Origin of the sequence: Enterobacter sp. WPR_3_1 (assembly GCF_003635055.1) — a bacterium.
GTDB lineage: Bacteria > Pseudomonadota > Gammaproteobacteria > Enterobacterales > Enterobacteriaceae > Enterobacter > Enterobacter ludwigii.
Window position 1 is genome coordinate 153,703 of record NZ_RBXU01000011.1, and the last position, 22,287, is coordinate 175,989.

A 22,287-nucleotide genomic window follows, 5' to 3' on the forward strand; every position below is an offset into this window, starting at 1 on the left:
ATAGTTTTTTACAGACTTTGAATTTCAACTTAAGCAATAATCGTTAACCGCTATTTCTGTGGCGCGCTGTATTCCTCCATTAAAAGATACAAGCTCGAATTCTGTGAAGCTTATGTCTTTAACGATACGCTGAATAAATACTGTATTCCTTTCATTCCCCAATCGAAAAAATCACTAAAAAAACTTGACCGGTGTATTCAGAATGTGGAACAGGCAACCTGATAAACAAAAACCGTCATGCCGGCAAAAGCTAAATAAGGCCCGAAAGAAATAATGCGGTTATTTTTATTCGCATGTGTTGTCGCGAAATATCCGACAATACCGCTTAACGCGGCAATCAATTCCAGGGTGGGCAGTGCCTGCCAGCCGCACCAGGCGCCTAACGCCGCCAGAAGTTTAAAATCGCCATAGCCTAATCCTTCTCGTCCGGTAAGCAGACGAAATGCCCAGTAGAGAGACCAGAGCGAAAGGTAGCCAGCCACCGCCCCCACCAGCGCATCCTTAAGCGGCAGCGTGTGGTCAACGAGGTGTAACAACAGTCCTGCCCACAGCAACGGCTGGGTCAGACAGTCAGGGAGCAGCTGATGCTGCCAGTCAATCATCGCCAGCGGCAGCAGAAACGCGGCCAGCAACCACAGTGAGAACAACGCCGGTTCGCCCGGAATGCACAAGGCGGTGAGGCCAAAAAAGAGCGCGGTGACGAGTTCGAGCATCAATAAGCGCAGCGGGATGGCCGTGCCGCACTGCCTGCAGCGCCCGCGCAATACTAGCCAGCTGACCAACGGGATATTCTCCCAGGCCGCGAGATCATGCTGGCACACCGGGCAGTGAGAGGCCGGAAACAGCAAGTTGCCCGCGCCTTCCTCCTCCATCACCATGCCCGGCACGCGCTCGGCGACAACCCCCAGAAAACTGCCCACCATGCTGCCCAGGATCGCACTCATCACCGGGAACCCCACCGGGTAGATTTCCCGCATCAGCGCAACGGTGTTCATGCGGTTTTGCGCCAGGTGAGCTGCACTTCGGCTTTCACGTCACTGAGGTGATCGACCGGCGTAAGGTTCATTTTTTGCAGCCTGACGCCGGAGGTCTGGTTGATTTCCCGCAGCCAGTTTTTTAATTCATACACGTTTACGCGGTTCACCACGAACGATAAGGTTTGCCCGTCCTGACGCACCTCCGTCAGGGAAAGGTTAATTTCATGAGCGCTGTTCTCCACCACCGTGCGCGGGTTATCCGTTTTAATGATCATCACCGGAAGGTGGTGTTTATCTATTTCTCTGCGCATCCAGTTCAGCGTCTCTTTTTGTCGGGTCAGCGTTGATTTGCTATTTTGAATCATATTATCCAGTGGCATCATGCCCGCGTAATAAACAGCCGCGGCCAGGAGGGCAACGGCACCGGTTTTTAAAATATATTTCTCCCGGATGCTGTATTGTTGATAACGCGACGTAAGCTTCGTGATTCGCTCTTTCATTTATATTTCCCTGCGATCATGGCGGTATAAGGTGCAGTGGTAGAAACAGGCTGTAGGGTGAAATCAAAATGCTCCCCTGTTTTCTCCACAAACGACTGCAGCGCGGCCTGGCTTTGCGCACTGACGCTCAGGGTCAGCGCATTTTGTTGCGCATCGTACTCAAGCAGGGAGATCTCAAGTGCGGGTACGGCCTGCCTGGCTTGCTCAAGATCATCCAGCTGCAGGAATATCCCTTTGTGCTGCTTTTTCATGTTTTGACCAAAGTGGTATTTGATATTGGTCTGCTGGCGCATGCTGGGAAAATGGTGCTGATAAACCTGAACGATCTCCTGCTGAACCCGATTTTCCTGCTGTACCAGCATCCAGGCCATCGCGATCCGCGGACCCAGCAACAGCCCGAGAGACAGCAGGCCCGCCGCCGCCATCGCGATTTTTATTCCTTTAGACGCGCTGCCTTTCCCTGCCTTCGGGCTGAATTCACCGTGCAGGAGGGTGACCCGACAGGATTGCCACTGGGGCTGGATCAACACCAGCGGATGCTGCCACGGGTGCAGAAGATCCACCCCGACACCGGCTGGCGGTTCGCCGTAACAGCACACGTCACCGTCTGGGTTTTTTTGCATCAGCAGCGGCAGCAGGCTGGCCTCCATTTCGCTGGCGACATGGGGCGACAGGCGCAGCCAGTAGCGGTCATCCAGGGCAAGCAGCGTGCTTCCTCCTGCCGTCACCGGCAGCAGCCAGGCATCCGGCAGCACCTGAATCACCTTCAAACCGGCCTCCTGGCAACGGGCTAACCACCCGCGCAGAAGATCGGTATCAATCGCCACCGCGTCAACGTCGGCCCCCTTTTTGTGAAGCACCGTCCAGTGAAGGTTGTCCACCTCGCCAATGAGCGTCTCTTCCGCCATCCACGAGAACGCCGCCGTCTGAGAGGCAACTTTTTTCGGCAACGTAAAATGGCGGAAGATCATGTTGCCCGCGGGCAACAGTAAACAGACCCGGGCCGAGAGAGGATGGTCTGCCAGCGCGTCAAGGCGCTCCACAACGTCAACCTGCTGGCTGCCGGAAGCACACCACATTATTTTCCCGCCCTCACGGCTGTCGGGACGAACAAAAAGTACCTGTTTCATAGCCATCTGCTTTTCTTATTCAATCATTCGGTAACGACGTTGCCACGTCACGATCTCACCCGCTTCGTTATTGACCTGAAGCTGGCTTACCACGCGAAGCGTTAGCGCATCGGTGTTGCCGGTATAGTTAACGCGGAAGTACCGGCTTTGGGTGGAGAGTTGTCCGGCCACCTGCGGAAGGTCGTCTTTCACCTGCGGAAAGGCCTGCTCCAGCGCGTTGCTGAAGGTTTCCATATTTTCCCAGCCGGTTTCAGGTCGCGATTCAATCAGGCGAACGGCATCGTCTTGCGTTATTTTTCCGGGGAACATGGCGGCCAGTAAGGCGGCCTGTTCCGGTTTCAGGGTGTTCACATCCACCTTGCTGGCGGTATCCGGTAAGGCACACAGCAGCGTGCTCACCTTCCGGTATGCCGTTGCCGGAAATGCCGGCAGCAGCGTGATCTCAGCGATCGTGCGCATCATCTGGTTTGCGGGCTGCCGGGGGGGCACCACGCCCGCCCAGGCATCGCTCTCCGCCCCCTCGCTGGCCGTGGTGGTATCGCCATCCAGATAGTCCACCAGCTGCGAGTAAACCTCGTGCGCCGTGGACTGGCTGAGGCCACTCCCGGTCAGGAGTTGCTCAACAATCTGCTCTTTCCGCGGTTTTTCCGGCACCGCGGGCGCATTTTGCCCCTGCGCGATGTCATCGGCCGCCAGCAGGTTATTCACGTTGAAGCAGTCCTGGGCGTCTTCCACCTGACTGACCACCGTGTAATCGTCACCCCGGGTCTCCAGCGGCTGGTGCCAGTCACCCTGCAGGCTAAGGGCTTTACTCTCACCGCTGGCGTCGCTCTGCAGACGATCTTTGACCACCTTCTCCTGAGCCTGCATGGCCCAGCGCAGCTGCTGCTGACTCACCTGGTAATGGGTTTTCTGCAGATTGCGGCAGAACTGCTGGCTGATTCTGGCAGCCAGCGCCGACATCATGACCAGCAGGATCAGTACCACCAGCAGCGCGACGCCTTTCTGTTTACGTAAAGCCTTCATGATGTCGCTTCCGCTGCAGGTGGCGCGGCAGGTGCGTCTGCGGGCGCTGGCGCGGCGGCCTCGGGGATATCGCCCGGCGTCGTAAACACCCAGCGCCAGGTTTCCCCGTTTTCCATCGTCAGCGTCAGCTCGACGCCATCCGGCAGATGTGCCGGGTCGTTCCAGCTTTTTTGCCAGCCCTGACGGTAAAAACGCCACTGCAGGGATTTCACCTCGCCGACAATCGGCACCGCATCGGGTCTGGCATCCGCCGGGCTGTCAATCACCGGCCAGACATCCCGGTACAGTCGCCCCTCTTCCAGCCGCCAGCGCACGCGCTCCAGCTGTACGGTTCCGCTCACGCCGTTCAGCGTGGTCATCTCAAGGCCGTCATCCCCCTGACGAAATGTATCCGGCTCGTTGCGCGGCGCACGCGCCTGAAGCTGATAGAAATCGCGCTCCATCAGGCTCCAGGCACGCTGAAGCTGATTGAGCTTTGCCGCGCTGGCCTCCGTCGCCGAACTGGTGCGCATCGCCCCGTCGAGGATTTGCCAGGCCAGGGTGCTGATCACCGCAAAAATGGTCAGCGCAATCATGATCTCCAGCAGGGTAAATCCCCGCTGGCGTCGGATTTTCTTCACGGTTCCTCTCCCGGCGCGATGACCTGCAGTGAAATAACCGGCTGGCTTTCATCGCCTTCGGCATAGACGCGGATGGCATTCGCCCAGCCGTTAGCCGCGGTTTTTACGCGCTGCTTTCGCCAGGCCCAGCTGCGCCCGCCCATGACCTCTGCCCCCTGCGCTTCAGCGTCAGGAAAATCACGTCTGTTGAGCTGCGCCTCCGCCAGTTGATTTTCGGCGACCCAGCTGGCCTGCAATGTATCGGCCAGCCCGTGGGTGAAACGCACGTTCAGGGAGACCGAGTTCATCAGCGCCAGTGCGGCGGTGGAGAAGATGGCCAGCGCGACCATCACCTCCAGCAGCGTCATCCCCTTTTGCTTTCTCTTGCCGTTAGCCATCGTTTTCTACCGTTACAGGGGCCGCGCCTTGCGACACCACGCGGAAATGGTGCGCGTTGTCGCGGCTTTGCAGCGCCAGCGTAAAGCGGCTGATTTCACCGTCCGGCAGAAATAACACCTGCGGTTCGGATGTCACCGTGGCGGCGAGACGCTGCGGCGTGAGCGAGACGTGCATCTCCGGCGGGAAATCACCCCGGGTCGTTATCCGCCCCGCGGATAACGACACCCAGTGACGTTCACCGTTTTTATCCTCGAGCGTCACCAGCCGATATTTATCCGCGGTCATAACCAACCCCACGATATTTCCGTCCATCACTGCCCGGTCTGAACCATAATCAACGAGGGCTTTTAATTGCTGACCAAATATATCCGCACCGCTGCGTGAGGGTATTGTTGAAACCACCATCATGGCGCAACTGGCAAATATCACCAGCGCCAGAATAATTTCCAGCAACGTAAAGCCGCGTTGACGTTTCATTATTTCTCTTTCTTATCCAGAGACCAGTTTGTAATATCATCGGCGGTATTGGCTTCGCCATCCGGACCGGCGGAGAAAACGTCTACGGCACCGTGTTCACCCGGGCTGACCAGAATATAATCCCCGCCCCACGGGTCCTGCGGCAGGCGGCGGATATAACCGTCCGCACGGTAGCCGTTGGGAATGGGCGCAATCTCTGGCTTCGTGACCAGCGCCTGCAAGCCCTGTTCGGTGGTGGGATAGCGGTGATTATCCAGCTTATACATATCCAGCGAGCCTTCGAGCGCGACGATATCGCTGGTCGCTTTTTGGGTATCCGCTTTTTCTTTATTGCCCATTAAATTGGGTACCACCATACTCGCGAGTACGCCGAGAATAACAATAACCACCATTAATTCGAGCAAGGTGAAGCCCGCCTGGCGAGCCAGGTGTTTACGTTTTATAGCCATGATTTAACCTACCATATTATTAAGTTGCAGAAGCGGTTGTAATATTGACAGGACGATGAATAAAACAATCGTCGCCATAGATACCACCAGTGCCGGTTCAAATACCGACAGCGTTAACGTAATACGATGCTGTAATGCCGATTCCTGGTTTTCCGCCGCGCGGTCCATTAAATGGCCTAATTCCCCACTCTCTTCCCCGGAGGCAATCATATACAACATGGTCGGCGGGAATAATTTCGCCTGCTCCAGAGCCGCATAAAGCGATGCCCCCTGGCGCACGGTATCCGCCGCCTGCTCCAGCACCTGCCGGGCATACCGGTTTTCGATCCCGTCCATCGCGATATACATCCCCTCCAGCAGCGGCACGCTACTGGCCTGCAAAATGCTCAGGGTACGGATATAGCGGGCGCTGTTGATGGCGCAGACCAGCTTTTTGACGGGCGAACCGTTCACCAGCCAGCCGTGCCAGCGAAAACGATTTTTAGCGTTTCGAAGCCAGGCCTTAAAACCCATCATCCCGCCAGCCAGGCTGCCGACGATATAGAGGCCGTAAACCTGCAGGAAATCACTCACCGCGATCAGCGTGCGGGTGGTGATCGGCAGCTGCTGTTTCATATGGGTGAACTGCTCAATCACCTGGGGCACAACCGCCACCAGCAGAATGCCGATCACCGCGATGGCCACCACGGTCAGGGTGATCGGGTAGACCATCGCCTGCGTCAGTTTGCTTTTCATCTTCTGACGCTGCTCGTTGTACTCGGCCAGCTTTTCCAGCACGTCGCCCAGATGGCCGGTCTTTTCACCGGCCATTACCAGCGTGCAGTAGAGCTTGTCGAAGCTGCGCGGAAACTGGCTGAAAGCGTCAAACAGCGTATGCCCTTCCACTACCTTCTCGCGGATGTCCACCACCATCGCCGCGAGCTTTTTGTCCTCCGTCTGTTTCGCGATTGCCTTCAGCGCGCTCTCCAGCGGCAGCGCAGCGTTGACAAGCGTCGACAGCTGACGGGTAAACATCGACAGCACCGGCGTGGAGAGTTTTGCCCCGGCGTTCGCATTACCGGCAGCCGCAACCTCACGGGTTTCGTTGATACTGACGGGCATCAGCTTTTGCTCGCGCAACATCTGGCGAACCTGCTTTTGCCCCTCAGCCTGCAACGTGCCACGCCGGGTTTTGCCCGCGGTATCCCTCGCCGTCCAGGCGTAGAAGGCCATTACGCATCTCCTCCGCGCTCGGCGGTGACGCGCATCACCTCTTCCAGCGAAGTGACGCCGCCGATCACCTTCAGCAGCCCGTTCTCACGCAGGCTGTAGGCCTGCTTAAAGAGCTCGGTTTCGATGGCCATTTCGTCTTTATCTTCATGAATGGCGCGGCGCAGGGTGCTGTCGACCACCAGAAATTCATGAATACCGGCGCGCCCCTGATAGCCGCTCTGGCGGCAGTGTTCGCACCCCACCGCGCGATAGATCGCGTGTGGCGGCTGGTCCATAAAGCTGAACAGCGCCTTTTCATTGTCATCCAGCGGACTGGTGGTACGGCAGTGCGGACACAGCCGACGCACCAGACGCTGGGCAATGACCCCCAGTAACGATGAACCGATTAAAAATGACTCCAGCCCCATATCCCGCAGGCGGGTTATCGCCCCGGCGGCGCTGTTGGTGTGCAGCGTAGACATGACCAGGTGACCGGTGAGCGACGCCTGCACCGCAATTTGTGCCGTCTCGGCGTCACGGATTTCGCCGATCATCACCACGTCCGGGTCCTGGCGCAGAATCGCGCGCAGCCCGCGGGCAAAGGTCATGTCCACGCGCGGGTTAACCTGCGTCTGCCCCACCCCTTCCAGCTCGTATTCAATAGGATCTTCTACGGTCAGGATGTTGCGCTCATGGCCGTTCAGCGCCGAAAGAATCGCGTACAGGGTGGTACTTTTACCGGAACCCGTTGGCCCGGTGACCAGGATAATGCCGTGCGGGCGGTCAATCAGCCCTTGTAACTTCTCCCGTTCTTCATCAATCAGCCCAAGCTTGTTGATATCAGGCTTGAGATTGCTTTTATCGAGCAGACGCATGACCACGCGTTCACCATACTGGGACGGAATGGTCGATACGCGCACGTCGACCGCCTTACGGCCAATGCGCAGGGAAATACGGCCATCCTGCGGCAGACGTTTCTCCGCGATATCCAGCCGGGACATCACCTTGATACGCGAAACCAGCAGCGGCGCGAGCTTACGCGCGGGCTGCAACACCGGACGCAGCACGCCGTCGACGCGAAAGCGAATGCTCAGCGTACGCTCGAAGGTTTCAATATGAATATCCGACGCGCCCTCTTTTACCGCCTCGCCGAGAATGGCGTTGATCAGGCGGATCACCGGCGAGTTTTCATCGTTATCGAGCAGATCTTCGTTATCCGGGATCTCCTCGGTTAACGCCATCAGATCGATATCGGCGTCCATATCGTCCACCAGTTGCTGGGACACCCCGCTGCTCTGCTGCCAGATCCTGGCCAGCATTTCATCGAAGGCTTCCGCCGTCAGGGTGACCGGGACAAACGCGCGTCCCAGCACCCGACGCACTTCCAGCAGCGCGAGTGCCGGGGTGTCATCACGGATATAGACCGCATCGTGATAAAATAAAACGCCGTTATCTTTTGCGTAGCCGCTGCTACACAGGGTTTTGCTCAGTTCGTCCACGTGATACCTCCGCCTTACTCTTTAAACGGATTGCGGGACGCGCTGGTTTTCACCGTTGCAGCACTCGCAGCAGGGAACGCGGGTAACACGGCGTTATCCGCCGGTTCAATGATCCCGAGCTTTTTCTCCTCAACGCGCTGCTGCTGGCGGGCGCGGATCTGGTCATATTTCTCTTTCGACGCCGCGCTGTAGTTGTCGTCGTCACGCAGCACGGTGGTATGAATAAAGACCATCAGGTTGCGTTTGGACGCGTCCTGCGAGGTGTAGCGGAAAAGCTGCCCGACCAGCGGAATATCCCCCAGCAGCGGCACTTTGGACACCGACTGCTTAGTGACATTCTCCATCAGGCCACCGAGCACCACCGTTTGCCCGCTGTGCACCATCACTTCGTTATTGATGGTTCGGGTATTAAAGGTTGGGCCAAGGCTGGCGTCTTCCGTTGCGCTGTTGTCGACGCTTGAGACTTCCTGCTCAATCTTCAGGTGGATCATGTCGCCGTCGTTGATTTGCGGCACAATTTTCAGTTTGGTCCCCACCGTCTTGCGCTCTACGGAGTTAAAGACATTATCGCCACTGGTGGTCTGCGAACCGGAAAGCACCGGCACGTCCTGACCGACATTGAATGACGCCTCTTTGTTATCCAGCGTGACCACGCTTGGCGTGGAAAGAATGTCGTTTTTGCCGTCGGTTGAGAGCGCGGTCATCAGCGCACCGAAATCACCGTTAAAGAAGCCGGTCGCCAGGCCAGTAAAGCTGGCGCCCTTGATGGTGCCATTTTTTATCTGACTAATGGGCAGGCCGGTGGAGCCGAACTGGACACCACCGTGCTTGCCGGTCCACTGCACGCCGAGATCCAGACCGTTGCCGTCCTGCACTTCAGCAATGATGGCTTCCACCAGCACCTGCGGACGGCGGATGTCGAGCTTGTCGATCACCTTCTCCAGGGAGTTCATCACGTTAGGCTGCGCGGTGATCACCAGCGAGTTGGTTGACTCGTCGGCGGTAATATTCAGATCGGTTGCCGCGGTGGCCGTTTTCGCCTTCGCGGTGCCGGCTTTGTCTTTCAGCTGTTCGCCAATACCGGTGAGCACCGGAACCACTTTGGTGGCGCTGGCGTACTTGAGATAGAAGACGCGGGTATTCCCCTCGTTGTTCTGCTCGCGATCTAACTCATGGATCAGGCTGCGGGTACGCGTGCGCGCATCTTCCGAACCGCTGATCACCAGGCTGTTGGTTTCGTCATCCGCCACCACTTTGGTGGCCAACTGCGGCGCGTTCTGCCCTTTCTGCTCTTCATTGTTGAGATTATTCAACATGTCGGAGAGCGCTTTGGCGGAAGCAAAGCGCAGGGGGACGATTTCGCGACGCTGAACACCGTCTTTATCCACGCGCTGGACCAGATCCACCAGCCGGTTCACCACGGACGCTTTACCGGTTAACAACAGCACGTTGGAAGGCTCGAAGTGCACCACGTTGCCGATGCCGGTAGCATCGTTCAGTTGACGCAACAGCGGCGCGAGTTCACGCACCGGCACGTTTTCCATGCGCACGACACGGGTAATAATCTCATCGCCTTTGCCCGGGTTTGTGCTATCTGCCAGCGGCGCACCGGCGGTGCGGGCCACGCTTGAGCGCACCACTTTAACCATGCCGTTATCCATCGGGATCACCGAGAGACCGTAGAGATCCAGCACGCTCAGGAAGAACTGATAATACTCATCCTCCGTCAGCACGTTGTAGGTTCTGACGGATACGGAGCCCTGAACCGACGGGTCGACGAGAATGGTTTTGTTAAGGTTGCGGCCTACCGTATCGATAAACTCGCGGATATCGGTATTTTTAAAACTCGCGCTAAAGTTGGCTGCGAGCAGCGAACCCGAATATAACGACAATGCGGTCAGCGCCACGCACGCCCATGGAAATTTCTTCATGTCTGTACACTTATTAATTGTTAAGAACATTGACCCGAATATTTTCAAGGTGAGCGTGACGTCTGACGACAACCTCCGCTTCTTTCATTTTTGACCATTCAGCAATAATATTTTTTGCCTTGACTTCATCGGTCATATCGACAGCATTCACTTCGACTGCCACATCCCCTTTTTTCAGTCCTGAATGGCTATAAAAGGAAGAGGCATTCCGGGGATTAATGGCATAGCCTTCCAGTTGGCCTTTTTCGACAACCGGTTTTAATACCAGATAATCATTCAGATGCAGCGTGTCTGCGCCTGCATCTTTTGTCGATTTGGTTACCGGGCCGCTATCAACGCCGCCCTTGAAATAATCCGGTTTCTTTAAGGCCAGCGTCTGCGTGATGCCTTCATAATTCACGACGACACTGTCTTTGTTAATTTCCTGAATAAAGGCATCGTTAAAACCGGTCAGCGGCTCCCCTTCGCGGTAGCTCTTCTGGCCCGCGGGCGTTTTAATAACAGCGAAGGAAAGCCAGGGGTCATCACTGCGCACAATGCCTTCTATTTCCGCCGCCAGCGGGGCTTTTAGCGCAGCCGGCCCAGTGTCCTGACGTGTTGCCGCCGTGAAAAGCGTGAATGTTTTCTCTTCGCGGCGGTTTTTCAGCGGCTGCGCATCAGAGTTAGCCAACCTATTCGTAACCTTTTTATAATCTTTAAATGTGAAATACCCTTGCTGGCCGCTAAAAATTAACAGCGCCAACATCATGCAAGGGGTTATCCACCGTGACAGAAATGAGAACCTCATTTTTCATCTGGCCTTTAACAAAGCGAAAATAAGCAGCATCACGCTGCGACAAAACATGTGAAGAGAGTAATGAGATGCGGTGAATACGACCATCGACTTCGCCACCAACTTTAATAAAGAAAATTATTGACCGTCTAAAATCGAGGTGTTAGGACATTTCTGCCGGATATTTTTACCCAGTTGAAAAATTGATCGCCCCGTCTCCTTACCGTAATTTCACGACCTGTTGCTATTCCTAATCAGAGACGGTAAGTCGTTATGTATCAGAGCCACTTTACTTTTAAAACCCCGCCCTTCAGGAAGGTCACCCGCTTATCCGGGGATTTTCTGGTGCCTTATCATCAGGACGTCTTTAACCTGCTGAAAGAGAAAACCCAACAGGCGGGAATATGCGGGCTCTTTAGCGATGATACCTCGCTGTTGGGCCAGTTCAGCGATGCGCTGAAAAACAGCGACAACCGCGTTCTTGCCATCAACGCGTTTCCAAAACTGAGCGCCAGTAGCCTGCTGTACAAGCTCAGCCCGGACACGAAAGCAATCGCCAGCCGTATTCAGGCGGTCGATACCGTGCTTCAGCAGTGGCAAGCCGGGAAAACGCAGGCCACCGTGCTGGTCATTTCCCATACTGAAGCCATGAAAGAGACCTGCCGGCCGGTGCTGGGGATGTTGCTCACCCGTGCGCAGGAGCTGGGGTTTCATTTATCGGTGGTGCTGACGGGCGCGGAAAATCAGGCGGCGCTGCTACAGCAATCTGATCTGCGTGAATATGTGCATACCCACCACACCTTGCGCCCCCTGACCTGCCGTGAATATCTCAGCTACGTGCAGGCGCAGTGCGAAGAGCACGGGGGCGAAAGCTCGCCGTTATCCCCGGCGCGCGTGCGTAAGATGCACGCAATGACAAAAGGGAAAATCAGTGAACTGAATGCGCTGGCGCACCTGTCGATGCTCGCGGCCTGGACCGAACGCGCAAGCCAGGTCAGTCCGCGACATTTACGCCTGGCGGCCGCAGAGGTGCTGCCCGCGAAAAAACAGGGTAAGCGTCTGGCAACGGTTTCACTGTTTGCCTCTGTGCTGTTCGCGGCTTGCGGCTGGTATTTCACCGCCTCAATGACTGCTCGCCTCCCGGTTTCTCTGCCGGTCCCGATAAGCTGGAAACACCCGGCCGCCCCCGTTCAGGCCCCCGTCGTGCCGGTTATCGACAAGGAAATAGTCAATCAGCCGGACGCGATGCATCAGCTTTATCTGATGTGGGGGTATGACGCCTCGGCGGACGATGCGCTGTGTCAAAACGCGGTGAAGGTAAACCTGATGTGTAAGCAGGGAAATGCCTCTCCGGATGCGCTGGCAGGCGAAGGTTATCCGTGGGTGAGCGAGCTCAAAACCGGCAATCATCTTAACTATGCGGTGGTCGCCCGCGTCGGAGAAACCTCGATGGACCTGCTGATGAATAACCGGACCTGGCAGGTCAGTCGCAACTGGTTTAACCGGCATGCAACCGGAAACTATACGCAACTGCACCGCCTGACGCCGGAAGGTAAAGACGCCATCAGCGCAACCAGTGACGGCAAAGAGATGACCTGGCTTGATCAGCAGCTGAGCCAGGCCCTTTCTCAACCTGAAACTCACGCTCAGCGCTGGACTGCGGAGATGATGAAACGCACCCGCGCGTTCCAGCAAAAAATGCATCTGCATGTGGACGGTATTCCCGGCGAAGAGACATTGATGCAGTTAATGCGGGAAACCAACACCACGCCGAGCGTATTGATCCAGGCTTCGCATGCGATACCGGATGCGAAAATGCAGGAGAAGCATTCCTGATGTCTACTATCAGCCTTGCGGCTCAGCGCAGTTACACCACCGGGGAAGCGGTCTGGTTTTCATATCGTCTTCCCGGACTGAGACACGTTTTTGCCCACACCGTTTTAGGACTCCTGGGTCTGTGCGCCATGCTGATGGCCGGGTTGTACGCGCATGTGTATTGGGATCTGCGCCACCCTGCCCCCGCCCCCATCAACGCGAGCAGCGCCAGACCGGAAACACAGCTTTCAGATATGCATTATGTGTATGTGAGCAAACCCTTCCCGCATCCGCACCCTAAACCTGCGCCGGTGCATGAGGATATGCCTGCCCTGCAGGATCTGCCGATTAACGGCGATGATACCGACTGGCAGCAGGCGCCTGAAGGAGCGGCTCAGCACGATACCGCGCGGGATACGTTACCCGGAACCGGGGCGCACACTGACGCTTCTGCACGGGCTGGCAGCGACAGTTCCTCATTAACAGAATTGTTTAAGCAGGCGTTAAAAGAACAAGAGCAGGATTATTCGCAAGGCAAAATTCCCGCGCCGCCGGTTGACGAAACGCAGGATATTTCCCGGTCCCCTTTACGTCATAAAGGAGACCGGCTGGAGTAATTAATATTTTTCAGGCAAGGATGTCAGGTTAAGGAGTCGCCCCTTTTCCACCACAATATACTGACCTTTTTTCAGGTCGGAGAGAATTTTAATAATGGTACTGCGTGCCAGGTTGGTGTATTCCTGAATATAGTCATATATATTGATATCACGCTGATGCTGAACAATCAGTTCATTAATCTCGTATAAAAATTCGCGCACTACCGAATAGGCGCTGCGGGCAACCAGCACATCGTCACGCTTGCTCAGCATACAAATATACCAGGAGAGCACTTTCGTCAGTTCCGGCCACAGATTGTTTTCAGTCATTAGCTGGGCGAAGGCCTCTTTTTTTATCGAGCGCACGACGGTATTTGACCGAATGAGGCCATACATGTGCGTGGCGCTGTAAAACATAGAACAAAGCCCAAATATACACGGCCCCTGAACGGTGAACATGCACAGTTCATCAGATTCGCGGCGGAACTCAACGTCGCCACTGACGATAATATGAATATACTGTGAATCACTGGTAGATATTTTCTGCCACTTTTTTAACGTCTTCTCTTCAAATCCTGACGTTGCAGAAATAATTGCGTTGACTTCGTTTTGCGGACGTAATTTTTTACCGTAGATGCTTAACATTATTATACCCAATTTAAGATGTGAAATATAAAACTCAGGATTAAGACGTAAGGCCTCAACCCAGGAATATTTTCCTGATGAAACACTCAAGGAGAAAATAAAAGTAGAAATTGTTTACGTTAATTTGCTGCTTTACTTAGCAAGCTATGTGTCCATCTTAAATCCGGATAATTTTAAGTCAATTAACTAAAAATGAATTGAGTTTGTACTTAAGATTAATCTTACTTAAATTACGCGAAAAATACTTACGAGGGGGTATCCCGCAGGATCACCCCTGTCCGTACTTTTCCAGAAGCGCTTCAGCGATGGCCAGCGTTTCACGGTCAGCCACACCATTCCACAGCTGTGGACGGAAGTGCATTTGAAACGCGGTAATCACTCTTTTCTGCTGCTGGGCTGTGGCAGCCTCCGGCACTTCATAGCCATACCGCGCTAACAGATCGAGCAGCAGTGCGCTGTCCACTTCCTGAAAGCGTGGCTGCCCATTGAGATAAAAGTTGACGCGGTCCGGATCGGGCCAGGCACCAATTCCCTGCTGCGCCAGTTCGCGCCAGGGGAACAGCGGGCCGGGATCGTCTTTACGCTGGGGGGCAATATCAGAGTGCGCGACGACGTTCTGCGGCTTAATGTCGTAGCGGGCGATAATGTCTTTGGCGAGCGGGATCAGAGCAGCAATTTGCGCCGGCTCGAACGGGGTGAAATGTTTTACTCCCACCGTTTTTTGCCAGCCCCGGTTTTCCAGCTCAATCCCCACGGAGGTGTCATTAATACGGTTGGTGCCGCGCCAGAAGCTGATGCCGGCATGCCATGCCAGTTCGCTCTCCGGTACCAGCTGCCAGATACGCGGTTTGCCCTCAGGGGCAGGCGGTTTGGCGGGGATCAGGTAGTGAGAGCTGACATTCTTGTCGGTTAACGTCGCCAGCGAGCTGTCAAAGTCATCGGCGGTGTAGTGGATCACCAGCACCTTTATACGCGGGTAAGCCGCCTGGGCCTGATGGCGGGTATCCAGCTCATAGGCACCTTTATCAATAATGCCTTTTTCCGTGGCGCACCCTGCCAGCAACAGCGCCAGCAGGAGTGTGGCAAGCGAGCGCTTCATCGACGGGTTTTCACCGCCGTACCGCTTACGCTCACCATCAGCATGCTGGCATCTTTACCGACCGTTTCGTAGTCAATATCGATGCCTACCACGGCATCTGCACCCAGCGCCTTGGCCTGCTCGCCAAGCTCTTTAAACGCAATTTCGCGGGCTTTGCGCAGCTCTTTCTCATACGCGCCAGAACGTCCCCCCACGATATCGCGAATGCCGGCAAAGAAGTCCCGGAAAATGTTCGCGCCCAGTATGGCTTCGCCGGTGACCACGCCGCAGTACTCGGTAATAGGTTGCCCTTCCAGGGTAGGCGTTGTTGAAAACTGCATACTTTCTCTCCTTCTTTAGCGTTCAATGCCTTAGGTACAGCATTATCGGTTCGTTACGCTATGATTGAAAGGATAGTTAATAAATAAGGAAATCAACATGCGCTATTCAGCTTTAACACTTTTCGTGCCCTGCGCGCTGGTGCTCAGCGCCTGCACCACCACGGTCACGCCAGCCTTTAAGGATATTGGTACCCGCAGCGGCCCATGCATTGAGGGCGGCCCGGATACCGTGGCACAACAGTTCTATGATTACCGCATACAGCACCGCAGCAATGATATTACCGCCCTGCGTCCGTATCTGAGTGACGGCCTGGCGAAACTGCTGAGCGACGCCACCCGCGATCCGCAGCATAACGCGCTGCTTAAATCCGATCCGTTCTCCAGCCGCGCCACGCTGCCTGACAGCGCCGAGGTCACCAGTGCTTCAACGATCCCAAACACCGATGCGCGAAACATTCCCCTGCGCGTCAAACTGACCCAGGGAACCCAGACCTGGCAGGATGAAGTGCTGATGATCCGTGAAGGTCAGTGCTGGGCGGTGGACGACGTAAGGTACGTCGGTGGCAACGTTCACGCCCCGGCAGGCACGCTCCGCCAGTCAATTGAAAACCGCTAAGCCTCCCGTTTAAAAAGCGTTAACCCCGTAAAATGTGCGGCATTTCATGCGGAATGCCGACATTTATACTCGCCGACATTGCCGTTCGCTATTTTGTGCTATGTTTAGAGGGTATTGCGGGTTATATTTAACTTTTAACGCAGAAATATTGCATAACTATTCTGTCAACGGTACTATCTGCGGCCTCAATTGCTATAGATTGCCTGGATGAGTAAAGACTGCCCCGATGAGTATTAAACTAAACGGCATTAACTGCTTCTACGGCGCACACCAGGCGCTGTTTGACATCACGCTGGACTGCCCGGAAGGCGAAACGCTGGTTTTGCTTGGCCCAAGCGGTGCAGGTAAAAGCTCCCTTCTGCGTGTCCTTAATCTGCTTGAAATGCCCCGTTCGGGTACGCTGGCTATCGCCGGTAACCATTTTGATTTCGCGAAAACACCGTCTGATAAAGCGATTCGTGAACTGCGTCAAAACGTTGGCATGGTCTTCCAGCAATACAATCTCTGGCCGCATCTGACCGTACTGCAAAACCTGATCGAAGCCCCGTGCCGCGTGCTGGGCTTAAGTAAAGATCAGGCGATCGCGCGTGCGGATAAGCTGCTGGAGCGTCTGCGCCTTAAGCCTTACAGCGACCGCTATCCGCTGCACCTCTCCGGTGGTCAGCAGCAACGTGTGGCGATTGCCCGTGCGCTGATGATGGAGCCTGCGGTACTGCTGTTTGATGAACCGACCGCGGCGCTGGATCCCGAAATTACTGCCCAGATCGTGAGCATCATTCGCGAGCTGGCGGAAACCCATATTACTCAGGTCATCGTAACCCATGAAGTGGAAGTGGCGCGCAAAACGGCCAGCCGCGTGGTCTACATGGAAAACGGGTATATCGTTGAGCAAGGTGATGCGAGCTGCTTCTCAAACCCGCAAACCGATGCGTTCAAAAACTATTTATCTCATTGATTGTGTCAGGGGAAATGATAATGAAAAAAGTATTACTTGCCGCGCTGCTCGCCAGCGTCACCCTTTCCGCTACCGCAGCCCAGACGATTCGTTTCGCGACTGAAGCGTCTTATCCTCCGTTTGAATCCATTGATGCGAACAATAAAATTGTCGGCTTTGACGTGGATCTGGCAAACGCCCTGTGTAAAGAGATCGACGCAACCTGTACCTTCAGCAACCAGGCGTTCGACAGCCTGATCCCAAGCCTGAAGTTCCGCCGTATCGACGCCGTTATGGCCGGAATGGATATCACCCCTGAGCGCGAAAAACAGGTTCTGTTCACCACCCCTTACTACGACAACTCTGCCCTGTTTATTGGTCAGAAAGGCAAATTCACGTCGGTTGATCAGCTGAAAGGCAAGAAAGTTGGCGTGCAGAACGGCACCACGCACCAGAAATTCATCATGGATAAACACCCGGAAATCACCACCGTTCCGTATGACAGCTACCAGAATGCGAAGCTGGATCTGCAGAACGGCCGTATTGATGGCGTGTTCGGCGACACCGCCGTGGTGACCGAATGGCTGAAAGCCAACGATAAACTGGCACCAGTGGGCGATAAAGTGACCGACAAGGATTACTTCGGCACGGGTCTGGGTATTGCCGTTCGTCAGGGCAACACTGAGCTGCAGCAGAAATTCAACGCTGCGCTGGAAAAAGTGAAGAAAGACGGCACCTACGAAACCATCTACAAAAAATGGTTCCAGAAGTAATTCCTGATGAATGAAATTTTTCCTTTAGCAAGCGCCGCCGGGATGACCGTCGGCCTTGCCGTTTGCGCATTGATTATCGGCCTTGTGCTGGCGATGATCTTTGCGGTATGGGAATCAGCAAAATGGTTCCCTGTCGCATGGGCCGGCTCAGCGCTGGTCACCGTGCTGCGCGGGCTGCCTGAAATTCTGGTGGTCCTGTTTATCTATTTTGGCTCCTCGCAGCTGCTGTTAACGCTGTCGGACGGCTTCACCCTCAATCTGGGTGTGGTGCAGATCCCGGTGCAGATGCAGATTGAGAACTTTGACGTCAGCCCGTTCCTGTGCGGCGTGATTGCCCTCTCTCTGCTCTATTCCGCGTATGCTTCGCAAACCCTGCGCGGTGCGCTGAAAGCGGTTCCGCAGGGACAGTGGGAGTCTGGCCAGGCGTTAGGCTTGTCGAAATCGGCGATTTTCTTCCGTCTGGTGATGCCGCAGATGTGGCGTCATGCGCTGCCCGGGCTGGGTAACCAGTGGCTGGTGCTGCTGAAAGATACCGCGCTGGTAAGCCTGATCAGCGTGAACGATTTAATGCTGCAAACCAAAAGTATCGCGACCCGTACCCAGGAGCCGTTTACCTGGTACATCGTGGCGGCGGCTATCTACCTGGTGATCACGCTGGTGAGTCAGTACATCCTCAAGCGCATTGATCTGCGTGCGACGCGCTTTGAACGGAGACCAGGCTGATGCTTGAATATTTTCCGGAGCTGATGAAAGGGCTGCACACCAGCCTGACGCTGACCGTCGCATCGATCATCGTGGCGCTGATCCTGGCGTTGATCTTTACCATCGTCCTGACGCTAAAAACGCCGGTGCTGGTATGGATTGTGCGAGCCTACATAACCTTGTTCACCGGTACACCGCTGCTGGTGCAGATCTTCCTGATTTACTACGGCCCGGGTCAGTTCCCGTCGCTGCAGGAGTATCCGGTTATCTGGCACCTGCTTTCTGAGCCATGGCTGTGCGCCCTGATTGCCCTTTCGCTGAACAGCGCGGCCTATACCACGCAGCTGTTCTACGGGGCTATTCGTGCCATCCCGGAAGGGCAATGGCAGTCCTGTGGTGCGCTGGGCATGAGCAAGAAAGACACGCTGGCTATTTTGCTGCCGTACGCGTTTAAACGTGCGCTCTCCTCCTACTCCAACGAAGTGGTGCTGGTTTTCAAGAGTACGTCTCTGGCCTACACCATCACGCTGATGGAAGTCATGGGCCACGGGCAGCTGCTCTATGGACGCACCTATGACGTCATGGTGTTTGGTGCCGCGGGCGTGGTCTATCTGGTGGTGAACGGTTTGCTGACGCTGATGATGCGCCTTATCGAACGTAAAGCGCTGGCGTTTGAGCGCCGTAATTAATCACAGATTTGCATAAATTTTATTGACGAAGACGGGCAAGTCTAACGACTGCCCGTCTTTTTTTATGGGTTAAATAATATTTAATCATTTTTATTGAATATAAATTCATTAAATGGCATTGTATTTCCATGCCGCAGACACGGCGCATAAGACAGACTGACAGACGGGAGCATTACAATGAAAAAGTTAGTTCTGGCCGCTTTACTGGCCACTTTCGCCGCTGGCGCATCAGCTGCAGATAAAATCAACTTCGGCGTTTCGGCCACCTATCCGCCGTTTGAGTCGCTGGATGCCAGCAACCAGATTGTCGGTTTTGATATCGACCTCGCCAAAGCCCTGTGCAAACAGATGCAGGCCGACTGCACGTTCACTAACCATGCGTTTGACAGCCTGATCCCGTCGCTGAAATTCAAAAAATACGACGCGGTGATCTCCGGGATGGACATCACGCCAGAGCGTAGCAAGCAGGTCACCTTCACCGACCCGTACTACGCCAACTCGGCGGTGGTCATTGCGAAGAAAGGAGCTTACACATCCTTTGACCAGCTGAAAGGCAAACGCATTGGGATGGAAAACGGCACCACGCACCAGAAATACCTGCAGGACAAACATCCTGAAGTGAAAACCGTGGCCTATGACAGCTACCAGAATGCCATTATCGACCTGAAAAATGGCCGTATTGATGGTGTCTTCGGTGACACTGCGGTGGTGAACGAGTGGCTGAAAACCAACCCACAGCTGGGCACCGCGACCGAAAAAGTGACCGATCCACAGTACTTCGGTACGGGCCTGGGCATTGCGGTGCGTCCGGATAACAAAGCCCTGCTGGAAAAACTGAATGGCGCGCTGAAAGCAATTAAAGCTGACGGCACGTACAAGAAAATCAGCGATCGGTGGTTCCCGCAATAACAGCTTTTTGTCGGGTAGCCTGGCCTACGGGGGTGGTCTGTAGGCCGGGCAAACCCGGCAATTTCACAGTGGAACAAAGAAGCGAAAACGAGCCCCGTTCGTGGACTCCATCAGCCTGATCCCCCCGCCGTGCAGTTCCAGCATGCGTTTCACAATCAACAGCCCCAACCCGCCACGGTTTTCCCGTGATGCCTGCGGATTTAACGCCGAAGGACGCTCAAACAGATCGTTGCGAAGAGAAGCATCAACGCCGGTTCCATTATCAGCCACCTCAACCTGTAGCTGCGCGTTCTCCTGCCAGACCGCCAGACGGACCTCTCCACCGGTCGGCGTATGCCGCATCGCGTTATCCAGCAGGTTAGTCACCACCCGCTCAATCATCGAGACATCGGCATTCACCAGCGGCAACGGGCCCGGTACATCAATGCGCAGGTTCACCTCCCGCGTGCGGGCCGTGAGTTCAAATTTCTGCGCCACGTCTGAAATCAGCTCACCCATGGCAAAACGCTCGCGCTGCGGTTTGATGCCGCCGTGCTCAAGGCGCGCCAGTTCAAACAGCTGCTGCGAAAGATGACGCACTTTCTGCCCCTGGCGCAGCGCCGTGGCGAGATACTGCTGGTGCTCCTGCGGCGTCAGCGTCGCAGATTTCAGCGACAGCGTTTCGAGATAGCCCAGCAAGGAGGTGAGCGGCGTGCGTAAATCGTGCGAAATATTGGCGATAAACTCCCGGCGCTGGCGATCGCTGTCGGCCAGCTGATCCCACTGCAGGGTGATTTTACGGGCCAGCTCGATAAACGTATTGCGCAGCGTGGCCACTTCATCCTTTACCGTGGTTTCAGTAGGCTGCGCCGCCAGCTGCTTAATGGCGCTAATGCTGTCCTGCTCCAGCCCGGCCACTTCCTGCGTAAGACGTTTGACCGGACGCGTTACCCAGTACCAGACCAGTAACCCCGCCAGCAAACCAAACAGCGCAACCCACATCAATGACCACAGGACGGTGCTCCAGAGCGCCTGATGCCAGGCCATCTCCGCCAGCGCATTTGACTCTTCGCCCTGCAGAATAATGTACAGATAGCCTTTCAGTTCTCCGTCCTGACGCAACGGCGTTGCGCTGAAAACCTTTTTGTTCTGGCTTCGCGGGTCATCGCCCAGTACCGGCCGTGCGGCATCACTGAGGAAAGTCTGCACCGGCCCGAGGTCGATTTTTTGCCGCTGGATATGCCCCGGTGGCGCGGCGTCAGCCAGCAGTTCGCCATCAGGCGAGACAACGTACAGTTCGACGCTCGGATTGAAGGTCATCAGCCGGTCAAAGAGCGGTTTCAGCGCGTGGCGGTCAACCCTGCCCTGCGCATCCAGAATCGGTTCCCGCTGGACAATCTGCTGCGCCAGACCACCGGACAGCCGCTGCACCATTGCATTACCGTACTGCGTGGTGCTGTAAAGTTGCACCGCGCAGGCGATGGTCGCACAGAGCGTCAGCAGCAGAATAAACAGCAGCGTCAGGCGCTGGCTCAGGCTAAAGCGGCGCATCGTTTGGCTCCGCAAATTTGTAGCCTTTGCCCCAGACGGTGCGAATGATCTCCGGCTCGGCGGCGTCCTTCTCAATCTTGATGCGCAGGCGGTTAATGTGGGTGTTGACGGTGTGTTCGTAACCTTCGTGCTGATAGCCCCAGACCTGTTCCAGCAGCGCCAGACGCGAGAAAACTTCACCGGGATGACGGGCAAAGAAGTACAGCAGTTCAAACTCGCGCGGGGTGAGATCCACCACCTGGCCGTGCAAAAGCACGCTGCGCGCCAGCGGGTCGAGCGTCAGGCCGTGAGCCTGAATATTCCCGGCACTTTGCGCCTGCCCCATCGCCTGCTGGCGTCGGAACAGCGCCTTGATACGCGCGATCAGCTCCTGTACCGAAAACGGCTTGGCCAGATAATCGTCCGCCCCGGTTTCCAGCCCGGTAATACGGTCGGTTTCACTGCTGCGGGCGCTGATGATGATCACCGGCAGGTAGCGGGTCATCTGGCGGATGCGACGGCAAATCTCCAGACCGTCGACGTTGGGGAGCATTAAATCGAGGATCACCGCGTCCCACGGCTGCTTCTCGAGGCGCTGTAAGGCATTGCCCCCGTCGGGCTCGTGGGTGATGGCGTAGCCTTCATCTTCTAAGTTGAGGCGCAGAAGCGCCGCGATATCGTGGTCATCTTCCACCAGCAGGATCTGCTTCATGGGTAAGCCTTCTTCAAT

At 55.5% G+C, this 22,287-nt stretch carries 25 protein-coding genes; 8 read left to right on the plus strand and 17 right to left on the minus strand.

Annotation, left to right across the window (positions count from 1 at the left end):
• Window positions 1–197 precede the first annotated feature (197 nt).
• The 12 genes from BJ887_RS14760 to gspC are packed head-to-tail and all read right to left on the minus strand — an operon-like array spanning window position 198 to window position 10,923.
• Window positions 198–995 carry an A24 family peptidase gene (locus BJ887_RS14760; protein ID WP_014169341.1) on the minus strand — a complete coding sequence of 266 codons (798 nt, stop codon included), beginning with the start codon at window positions 993–995 and terminating at the stop codon, window positions 198–200.
• Window positions 992–1,477 (minus strand): type II secretion system protein GspM, encoded by a 486-nt coding sequence (gene gspM, locus BJ887_RS14765; RefSeq protein ID WP_020884851.1) that lies wholly within the window; start codon window positions 1,475–1,477, stop codon window positions 992–994. Before gspM ends, BJ887_RS14760 begins: the two co-directional genes overlap by 4 nt.
• A complete protein-coding gene (gene gspL / locus BJ887_RS14770; protein ID WP_121340125.1) occupies window positions 1,474–2,607 on the minus strand; it encodes a type II secretion system protein GspL in 1,134 nt (377 codons plus the stop codon). Before gspL ends, gspM begins: the two co-directional genes overlap by 4 nt.
• Before the next feature lie 15 nt (window positions 2,608–2,622).
• Window positions 2,623–3,633, minus strand: coding sequence for a type II secretion system minor pseudopilin GspK (gene gspK / locus BJ887_RS14775; RefSeq protein ID WP_032677776.1), 1,011 nt, complete (start codon window positions 3,631–3,633; stop codon window positions 2,623–2,625).
• Window positions 3,630–4,253, minus strand: a complete 624-nt coding sequence (gspJ, locus tag BJ887_RS14780) for a type II secretion system minor pseudopilin GspJ (protein WP_073395832.1) — start codon at window positions 4,251–4,253, stop codon at window positions 3,630–3,632. Before gspJ ends, gspK begins: the two co-directional genes overlap by 4 nt.
• Window positions 4,250–4,630 carry a type II secretion system minor pseudopilin GspI gene (gene gspI, locus BJ887_RS14785; RefSeq protein ID WP_121340052.1) on the minus strand — a complete coding sequence of 127 codons (381 nt, stop codon included), beginning with the start codon at window positions 4,628–4,630 and terminating at the stop codon, window positions 4,250–4,252. Before gspI ends, gspJ begins: the two co-directional genes overlap by 4 nt.
• Window positions 4,623–5,108 (minus strand): type II secretion system minor pseudopilin GspH, encoded by a 486-nt coding sequence (gspH, locus tag BJ887_RS14790; protein WP_014169335.1) that lies wholly within the window; start codon window positions 5,106–5,108, stop codon window positions 4,623–4,625. Before gspH ends, gspI begins: the two co-directional genes overlap by 8 nt.
• Entirely contained in the window at window positions 5,108–5,557 is a 450-nt protein-coding gene (gspG, locus tag BJ887_RS14795; protein ID WP_014169334.1) for a type II secretion system major pseudopilin GspG, read from the minus strand. The genes gspH and gspG overlap by 1 nt, the downstream gene beginning before the upstream one ends.
• A 3-nt stretch (window positions 5,558–5,560) precedes the next feature.
• Window positions 5,561–6,769: a type II secretion system inner membrane protein GspF gene (gene gspF, locus BJ887_RS14800; protein WP_014169333.1), complete on the minus strand. Its 1,209-nt coding sequence runs from the start codon at window positions 6,767–6,769 to the stop codon at window positions 5,561–5,563.
• The gene (gspE, locus tag BJ887_RS14805; RefSeq protein WP_014169332.1) at window positions 6,769–8,247 is read right to left on the minus strand and encodes a type II secretion system ATPase GspE; all 1,479 of its coding nucleotides are present in this window, start codon (window positions 8,245–8,247) and stop codon (window positions 6,769–6,771) included. Before gspE ends, gspF begins: the two co-directional genes overlap by 1 nt.
• 14 nt (window positions 8,248–8,261) lie before the next feature.
• On the minus strand, window positions 8,262–10,178 hold the full coding sequence (gene gspD, locus BJ887_RS14810) for a type II secretion system secretin GspD (protein ID WP_032677771.1): 1,917 nt from the start codon (window positions 10,176–10,178) through the stop codon (window positions 8,262–8,264).
• Between the two features lie 13 nt (window positions 10,179–10,191).
• The gene (gene gspC, locus BJ887_RS14815; protein ID WP_032670654.1) at window positions 10,192–10,923 is read right to left on the minus strand and encodes a type II secretion system protein GspC; all 732 of its coding nucleotides are present in this window, start codon (window positions 10,921–10,923) and stop codon (window positions 10,192–10,194) included.
• A 300-nt stretch (window positions 10,924–11,223) separates the two neighbouring features.
• On the opposite strand from gspC, the gene BJ887_RS14820 reads away from it, so the two are divergent.
• Both BJ887_RS14820 and BJ887_RS14825 read left to right on the plus strand, forming a co-directional pair.
• Entirely contained in the window at window positions 11,224–12,786 is a 1,563-nt protein-coding gene (locus tag BJ887_RS14820) for an ExeA family protein (RefSeq protein ID WP_121340053.1), read from the plus strand.
• Window positions 12,786–13,382, plus strand: coding sequence for a hypothetical protein (locus BJ887_RS14825; protein WP_047955284.1), 597 nt, complete (start codon window positions 12,786–12,788; stop codon window positions 13,380–13,382). Before BJ887_RS14820 ends, BJ887_RS14825 begins: the two co-directional genes overlap by 1 nt.
• Here the strand turns inward: BJ887_RS14825 and BJ887_RS14830 are convergent, their stop codons facing one another.
• The 3 genes from BJ887_RS14830 to BJ887_RS14840 all read right to left on the minus strand — a co-directional run bounded on the left by BJ887_RS14830 (window position 13,383) and on the right by BJ887_RS14840 (window position 15,425).
• On the minus strand, window positions 13,383–14,006 hold the full coding sequence (locus BJ887_RS14830) for a helix-turn-helix domain-containing protein (RefSeq protein ID WP_032677768.1): 624 nt from the start codon (window positions 14,004–14,006) through the stop codon (window positions 13,383–13,385).
• A gap of 268 nt (window positions 14,007–14,274) precedes the next feature.
• The gene (locus tag BJ887_RS14835; RefSeq protein WP_121340054.1) at window positions 14,275–15,105 is read right to left on the minus strand and encodes an N-acetylmuramoyl-L-alanine amidase; all 831 of its coding nucleotides are present in this window, start codon (window positions 15,103–15,105) and stop codon (window positions 14,275–14,277) included.
• Window positions 15,102–15,425, minus strand: a complete 324-nt coding sequence (locus BJ887_RS14840; RefSeq protein ID WP_006174327.1) for a heavy metal-binding domain-containing protein — start codon at window positions 15,423–15,425, stop codon at window positions 15,102–15,104. The genes BJ887_RS14835 and BJ887_RS14840 overlap by 4 nt, the downstream gene beginning before the upstream one ends.
• A 97-nt stretch (window positions 15,426–15,522) precedes the next feature.
• Here BJ887_RS14840 and BJ887_RS14845 point away from each other — a divergent pair, with 97 nt between their 5' ends.
• From BJ887_RS14845 to artJ, 6 genes are all read left to right on the plus strand, one after another.
• Complete coding sequence (locus tag BJ887_RS14845) at window positions 15,523–16,041, plus strand: lipoprotein (protein ID WP_040017025.1); 519 nt, start codon at window positions 15,523–15,525, stop codon at window positions 16,039–16,041.
• A gap of 226 nt (window positions 16,042–16,267) precedes the next feature.
• Window positions 16,268–16,996 (plus strand): arginine ABC transporter ATP-binding protein ArtP, encoded by a 729-nt coding sequence (gene artP / locus BJ887_RS14850; RefSeq protein WP_014169324.1) that lies wholly within the window; start codon window positions 16,268–16,270, stop codon window positions 16,994–16,996.
• A gap of 20 nt (window positions 16,997–17,016) precedes the next feature.
• A complete protein-coding gene (gene artI, locus BJ887_RS14855; protein ID WP_020884864.1) occupies window positions 17,017–17,748 on the plus strand; it encodes an arginine ABC transporter substrate-binding protein ArtI in 732 nt (243 codons plus the stop codon).
• A gap of 6 nt (window positions 17,749–17,754) precedes the next feature.
• Window positions 17,755–18,471 carry an arginine ABC transporter permease ArtQ gene (gene artQ, locus BJ887_RS14860; RefSeq protein WP_014169322.1) on the plus strand — a complete coding sequence of 239 codons (717 nt, stop codon included), beginning with the start codon at window positions 17,755–17,757 and terminating at the stop codon, window positions 18,469–18,471.
• Window positions 18,471–19,139 (plus strand): arginine ABC transporter permease ArtM, encoded by a 669-nt coding sequence (artM, locus tag BJ887_RS14865; RefSeq protein ID WP_014169321.1) that lies wholly within the window; start codon window positions 18,471–18,473, stop codon window positions 19,137–19,139. Before artQ ends, artM begins: the two co-directional genes overlap by 1 nt.
• A gap of 177 nt (window positions 19,140–19,316) precedes the next feature.
• Window positions 19,317–20,048 carry an arginine ABC transporter substrate-binding protein ArtJ gene (gene artJ, locus BJ887_RS14870; RefSeq protein WP_040017023.1) on the plus strand — a complete coding sequence of 244 codons (732 nt, stop codon included), beginning with the start codon at window positions 19,317–19,319 and terminating at the stop codon, window positions 20,046–20,048.
• A gap of 63 nt (window positions 20,049–20,111) precedes the next feature.
• On the opposite strand, the gene BJ887_RS14875 is transcribed toward artJ, so the two are convergent.
• A complete protein-coding gene (locus BJ887_RS14875) occupies window positions 20,112–21,578 on the minus strand; it encodes an ATP-binding protein (protein ID WP_020884866.1) in 1,467 nt (488 codons plus the stop codon).
• Window positions 21,565–22,269 carry a response regulator transcription factor gene (locus tag BJ887_RS14880; protein WP_014169317.1) on the minus strand — a complete coding sequence of 235 codons (705 nt, stop codon included), beginning with the start codon at window positions 22,267–22,269 and terminating at the stop codon, window positions 21,565–21,567. Before BJ887_RS14880 ends, BJ887_RS14875 begins: the two co-directional genes overlap by 14 nt.
• Between the last annotated feature and the right edge of the window lie 18 nt (window positions 22,270–22,287).

Excerpts from the sequence above, each read along its gene's own strand:
- artP (WP_014169324.1), top strand. The coding sequence starts at position 16,268 with ATGAGTATTAAACTAAACGGCATTAACTGCTTCTACGGCGCACACCAG.
- artI (WP_020884864.1), top strand. The coding sequence starts at position 17,017 with ATGAAAAAAGTATTACTTGCCGCGCTGCTCGCCAGCGTCACCCTTTCC.
- BJ887_RS14835 (WP_121340054.1), bottom strand. The coding sequence starts at position 15,105 with ATGAAGCGCTCGCTTGCCACACTCCTGCTGGCGCTGTTGCTGGCAGGG.
- artM (WP_014169321.1), top strand. The coding sequence starts at position 18,471 with ATGCTTGAATATTTTCCGGAGCTGATGAAAGGGCTGCACACCAGCCTG.
- gspC (WP_032670654.1), bottom strand. The coding sequence starts at position 10,923 with ATGTTGGCGCTGTTAATTTTTAGCGGCCAGCAAGGGTATTTCACATTT.
- BJ887_RS14845 (WP_040017025.1), top strand. The coding sequence starts at position 15,523 with ATGCGCTATTCAGCTTTAACACTTTTCGTGCCCTGCGCGCTGGTGCTC.
- BJ887_RS14820 (WP_121340053.1), top strand. The coding sequence starts at position 11,224 with ATGTATCAGAGCCACTTTACTTTTAAAACCCCGCCCTTCAGGAAGGTC.
- BJ887_RS14760 (WP_014169341.1), bottom strand. The coding sequence starts at position 995 with ATGAACACCGTTGCGCTGATGCGGGAAATCTACCCGGTGGGGTTCCCG.
- artQ (WP_014169322.1), top strand. The coding sequence starts at position 17,755 with ATGAATGAAATTTTTCCTTTAGCAAGCGCCGCCGGGATGACCGTCGGC.
- artJ (WP_040017023.1), top strand. The coding sequence starts at position 19,317 with ATGAAAAAGTTAGTTCTGGCCGCTTTACTGGCCACTTTCGCCGCTGGC.
- BJ887_RS14880 (WP_014169317.1), bottom strand. The coding sequence starts at position 22,269 with ATGAAGCAGATCCTGCTGGTGGAAGATGACCACGATATCGCGGCGCTT.
- BJ887_RS14840 (WP_006174327.1), bottom strand. The coding sequence starts at position 15,425 with ATGCAGTTTTCAACAACGCCTACCCTGGAAGGGCAACCTATTACCGAG.
- gspM (WP_020884851.1), bottom strand. The coding sequence starts at position 1,477 with ATGAAAGAGCGAATCACGAAGCTTACGTCGCGTTATCAACAATACAGC.
- gspI (WP_121340052.1), bottom strand. The coding sequence starts at position 4,630 with ATGGCTAACGGCAAGAGAAAGCAAAAGGGGATGACGCTGCTGGAGGTG.
- gspG (WP_014169334.1), bottom strand. The coding sequence starts at position 5,557 with ATGGCTATAAAACGTAAACACCTGGCTCGCCAGGCGGGCTTCACCTTG.
- BJ887_RS14825 (WP_047955284.1), top strand. The coding sequence starts at position 12,786 with ATGTCTACTATCAGCCTTGCGGCTCAGCGCAGTTACACCACCGGGGAA.
- BJ887_RS14875 (WP_020884866.1), bottom strand. The coding sequence starts at position 21,578 with ATGCGCCGCTTTAGCCTGAGCCAGCGCCTGACGCTGCTGTTTATTCTG.
- BJ887_RS14830 (WP_032677768.1), bottom strand. The coding sequence starts at position 14,006 with ATGTTAAGCATCTACGGTAAAAAATTACGTCCGCAAAACGAAGTCAAC.
- gspF (WP_014169333.1), bottom strand. The coding sequence starts at position 6,769 with ATGGCCTTCTACGCCTGGACGGCGAGGGATACCGCGGGCAAAACCCGG.
- gspK (WP_032677776.1), bottom strand. The coding sequence starts at position 3,633 with ATGAAGGCTTTACGTAAACAGAAAGGCGTCGCGCTGCTGGTGGTACTG.
- gspD (WP_032677771.1), bottom strand. The coding sequence starts at position 10,178 with ATGAAGAAATTTCCATGGGCGTGCGTGGCGCTGACCGCATTGTCGTTA.
- gspL (WP_121340125.1), bottom strand. The coding sequence starts at position 2,607 with ATGAAACAGGTACTTTTTGTTCGTCCCGACAGCCGTGAGGGCGGGAAA.
- gspH (WP_014169335.1), bottom strand. The coding sequence starts at position 5,108 with ATGAAACGTCAACGCGGCTTTACGTTGCTGGAAATTATTCTGGCGCTG.